Source organism: Pseudomonas sp. NPDC087615 (assembly GCF_044743445.1).
In the GTDB taxonomy this organism is placed as follows: Bacteria; Pseudomonadota; Gammaproteobacteria; order Pseudomonadales; family Pseudomonadaceae; genus Aquipseudomonas; species Aquipseudomonas baetica_A.
Genome location: NZ_JBIUWM010000009.1, coordinates 44,285 through 48,258 on the forward strand (window position 1 = coordinate 44,285; position 3,974 = coordinate 48,258).

General features: G+C 59.8%; 4 protein-coding genes and 1 pseudogene. 3 read left to right on the forward strand and 2 right to left on the reverse strand.

The window, feature by feature from the left end:
• Positions 1-716: pseudogene (locus ACIOU6_RS06950) on the forward strand (HlyC/CorC family transporter); the annotation flags it as partial.
• A gap of 14 nt (positions 717-730) precedes the next feature.
• On the forward strand, positions 731-2,254 hold the full coding sequence (gene lnt, locus ACIOU6_RS06955; protein WP_401134925.1) for an apolipoprotein N-acyltransferase: 1,524 nt from the start codon (positions 731-733) through the stop codon (positions 2,252-2,254).
• 99 nt (positions 2,255-2,353) lie between these two features.
• Here lnt and ACIOU6_RS06960 read toward each other — a convergent pair whose 3' ends face one another.
• A complete protein-coding gene (locus tag ACIOU6_RS06960) occupies positions 2,354-3,133 on the reverse strand; it encodes a YdcF family protein (RefSeq protein ID WP_401134928.1) in 780 nt (259 codons plus the stop codon).
• A 104-nt stretch (positions 3,134-3,237) separates the two neighbouring features.
• Positions 3,238-3,561, reverse strand: a complete 324-nt coding sequence (locus ACIOU6_RS06965) for a hypothetical protein (RefSeq protein WP_221730179.1) — start codon at positions 3,559-3,561, stop codon at positions 3,238-3,240.
• A gap of 254 nt (positions 3,562-3,815) precedes the next feature.
• Here ACIOU6_RS06965 and ACIOU6_RS06970 point away from each other — a divergent pair.
• Positions 3,816-3,974 (forward strand): hypothetical protein (locus ACIOU6_RS06970; RefSeq protein ID WP_401135033.1); only part of this gene is annotated, 159 nt, incomplete at its 3' end.

A 3,974-nucleotide genomic window follows, 5' to 3' on the forward strand; every position in this document is an offset into this window, starting at 1 on the left:
AACTGCAGGACAGCGAAGCGCTCGCCATCGTCGAAGGCGCCATTCAGGTGGCTGACCTGCAAGTACGCGACATCATGGTGCCGCGTTCGCAGATGATCAGCATCAAGGCGACCCAGACACCCCGTGAATTCCTCCCCGCCGTGGTCGACTCGGCCCACTCGCGCTATCCGGTCATCGGCGAAAGCCATGACGACGTGATGGGCGTGCTGCTGGCTAAGGACTTGCTGCCGTTGATCCTCAAGGAGAACGGCGACAGCTTCAACATCAAGGATCTGCTGCGCCCGGCCACCTTCGTGCCGGAGTCCAAGCGCCTGAACGTGTTGCTGCGTGAATTCCGCGCCAACCACAACCACATGGCCATCGTCATCGACGAGTACGGCGGTGTGGCGGGTCTGGTGACCATCGAAGACGTGCTCGAACAAATCGTCGGCGACATCGAAGACGAGCACGACGTCGAAGAAGACAGCTACATCAAGCCGCTGCCAAGTGGCGATTTCCTGATCAAGGCCCTGACGCCGATCGAGAACTTCAACGAGTGCTTCGACAGCGAGTTCTCCGACGATGAGTTCGACACTGTCGGCGGTCTGGTGATGAGCGCGTTCGGGCACTTGCCAAAACGCAACGAAATCACTGAAATCGGCGCCTATCGTTTCCGCATCCTGAACGCCGACAGCCGTCGGATTCACTTGCTGCGACTCACGCCAATCGCTCGTTAATTCTAAGGACTGAAATGCGCTGGACAACCCGCCCCGGCTGGCCCGGTAACCTGCTGGCCGTGGCGGCCGGTGCAATCACCACTTTAGCGCTGGCACCGTTCAACATCTGGCCGCTGGCATTGCTGGCGGTCGGCCTGTTCTATGCCGGGCTGCGCGAGCTGAGCCCGCGTCAGGCAGTGGGCCGTGGCTGGTGCTTCGGTTTCGGCCTGTTCGGCGCCGGCACCAGTTGGATCTACTACAGCATCCACCACTTTGGCGGCGCTTCGGTGTTGTTGGCTGGTTTCCTGATGCTGCTGTTCACCGCCGCCATTGCCTGGTTCTTTGCTTTGCCCGCCTGGCTTTGGGCGCGCTGGCTTCGCCGGAATGAGGCGCCATTGGCCGACGCCTTGGCGTTCGCCGCGTTATGGGTCGGCCAGGAAGCGTTTCGCGGCTGGTTTCTTACCGGTTTCCCATGGCTGTATTCCGGTTACAGCCAACTCGACGGCCCTTTGGCCGGACTCGCGCCGGTGGGTGGCATGTGGCTGGTGTCATTCGTTCTGGCACTCACCGCCGCACTGATCTACAACGCCCCGCGCCTGATTAAATCCGGCCGCAAAGGTTTTGTCGCCGCCGGCCTGCTGTTGCTGGCTGGGCCGTGGGTGGCAGGTATTGCGCTCAAGGGCCATGCCTGGACCAGCCCGTCCGGCGCGCCGCTGAGCGTCGCGGCGATTCAGGGCAACGTCGAACAAAGCATGAAATGGGACCCGGCACAGCTCAACGCACAATTGGCGCTGTACCGCGACTTGAGTTTCCGTTCCAAACCGGTGGACCTGCTGATCTGGCCGGAAACCGCCGTGCCGGTGCTCAAGGAGTCCGCCGAGGGCTACCTGAACATGATGGGCACTTTTGCCGCCGAGCGTAAATCGGCGCTGATCACCGGCGTGCCGATTCGTGAAACGGTTCGTCACGAAAAACGCTTCTTCAACGGCATCACCGTGGTCGGCGAAGGCGATGGCACTTACCTGAAACAGAAACTGGTGCCGTTCGGCGAATACGTGCCGTTGCAGGACATTCTTCGCGGGCTGATCGCTTTCTTCGACCTGCCGATGTCCGACTTCGCCCGGGGCCCCGCGGATCAACCTCTGTTGCAGGCCAAGGGTTATCAGATCGCTCCGTTCATTTGCTACGAAGTGGTGTATCCGGAGTTCGCCGCCAGCCTGTCCGCCCGCAGTGATCTGCTGCTGACAATCAGCAACGACACCTGGTTCGGAAAGTCGATTGGCCCGCTGCAACACTTGCAGATGGCACAAATGCGCGCACTGGAAGCCGGACGCTGGATGATTCGCGCCACCAACAACGGCGTGACCGGATTGATTAACCCGTTCGGGCAGATCACCGAACAGATTCCGCAGTTCGAGCAGGGCGTTTTGTACGGTGAGGTGGTACCGATGCACAACCTGACGCCGTATCTGCGATGGCGTTCGTGGCCGTTGATCATTGTCTGCTTGCTGCTGTTTGGCTGGGCACTGATGGCGAGCCGGATGTCGAAAACCCTTTAAAAGCTTCGCGAGCAAGCCCGCTCCCACATTTGAAATGCATTCCAAATGTGGGAGCGGGCTTGCTCGCGAAGAGGCCATTAGCAACAATCAATCAATCAATCAATCGGCGACTGCTTCACTCCGGTAAAACAGTGAATACCCCACCTGCCCCACCGCCTCATTCAACAACTGGCCGCTCTGCCAGATCGACTTGAACTCCGGCATCCAGCCTCCCAGCGGCCGGGCGTTGTCCGTGCCGAGGAAACCCACCGGCGCCGGCACCACGTCAAATCCCGCCTGCTGAAAACTCCATACCGAACGCGGCATATGCCAGGCCTGTGTCACCACGACGACACGCTTGATCCCCTGCGGCAGCAGCATATCGGCGGTGAACTTAGCGTTTTCCCACGTAGTACGGCTCTCACCTTCCTGCCAACGCACAGTCACGCCGAAGTCATCGTGCAACGAATCCGCCATCAATTTCGCCTCGGTCGGCGGCGTACCGTAATGCAGGCCACCACTGGTCAGGATCGGTAAACCCGACGCCTTGGCCAGCCGCGCCGCATAGCGCTGACGTTCCAGCCCCACGCCGGTCGGCTGATCCTCGCCCCAGGCCAGATCGCCGCGCTCACGGCCCGAACCCAACACCACAATCGCATCGGCCCGCTGTGCCAGCGTCGCCCACTCGTCTCTGGCCAGCGGCGGCTCACGCTCAAGCGCCCTGGCGCCCCACTGCACGACCACCGGCAGGCTCATCAACCAGAACCCGCCAAAACCGATGGCGAAACACAATCCGGCCAGACGCGGACGGGAGCGGCGCAACCACCACGCGGCCAGCAACAGCAGTAATAAAATGCCGGGCGGCAATAGAAGTTGTTTGATGAAATAACGAAAAGGCATCGGGCATCTCCAAAGATGCCCGAAGCGTAAGAGTGTTAATAATGCGTGACAACCGATAGGTGGGATCCTGTTGAAAAAGATCCGTTTTTTGACCTGCCATGCGCTTACTTGGCCTGCAAAGAGCGAACCTTGACGGTGTCTCTGCCGGGCGTCCGGTCCTTGAGCCAGATGACCTTGGCTGAATGTGTTGCATCGAGCTGCTTCACTGCCTGAGACAAGCATCCGTGCGTTTCACGTTCGCGGCGATCCAGATAAGCCTTGACCAGTTCGAACTCGGCGGGGCTCAAGCCACGCAATTCCAGTTCCAGGGGGCGCTCATCGCGCAGCCGGCCAGCGGTTTTTGCAGCGTCCAGAGCCATGCCCAGACGATCCATCAACCGTTCGTACAACTCGGGTTTAGTAACGTTTTTTTGCTGTGACTCCACCATCCCTCACCTCATTGAAGATAAGACTCACTCCCCAGTTAGAGCTTAGCTTCGCTGCACAAACCGGCTGCACGCCGCGACCAACGGCCCTCGCCACGGATTGACCGGGCCAAACAGCTGTAATCAGGGTTTCCCTAGGCCAAGCGCGGTCATGTATGCTACGGCGCTTCCTGTCATTCCACTTCCAGCTCGTCCGGGCCATCCCGAATGCCGCGTTGAAGAGGATTAGGCCACCCCTATCCAGTACAAAAGTAGCCATGCACGAACAATATCAGCCCCGTGAGATCGAAGCCGCCGCCCAGTCGTTCTGGGATGAGCAAAAGTCCTTTGAAGTCAGTGAACAGCCAGGCAAGGAGACTTTCTACTGCCTGTCGATGTTCCCTTACCCCAGCGGCAAGCTACCCATGGGGCACGTG

Excerpts from the sequence above, each read along its gene's own strand:
- lnt (WP_401134925.1), top strand. The coding sequence starts at position 731 with ATGCGCTGGACAACCCGCCCCGGCTGGCCCGGTAACCTGCTGGCCGTG.
- ACIOU6_RS06960 (WP_401134928.1), bottom strand. The coding sequence starts at position 3,133 with ATGCCTTTTCGTTATTTCATCAAACAACTTCTATTGCCGCCCGGCATT.
- ACIOU6_RS06965 (WP_221730179.1), bottom strand. The coding sequence starts at position 3,561 with ATGGTGGAGTCACAGCAAAAAAACGTTACTAAACCCGAGTTGTACGAA.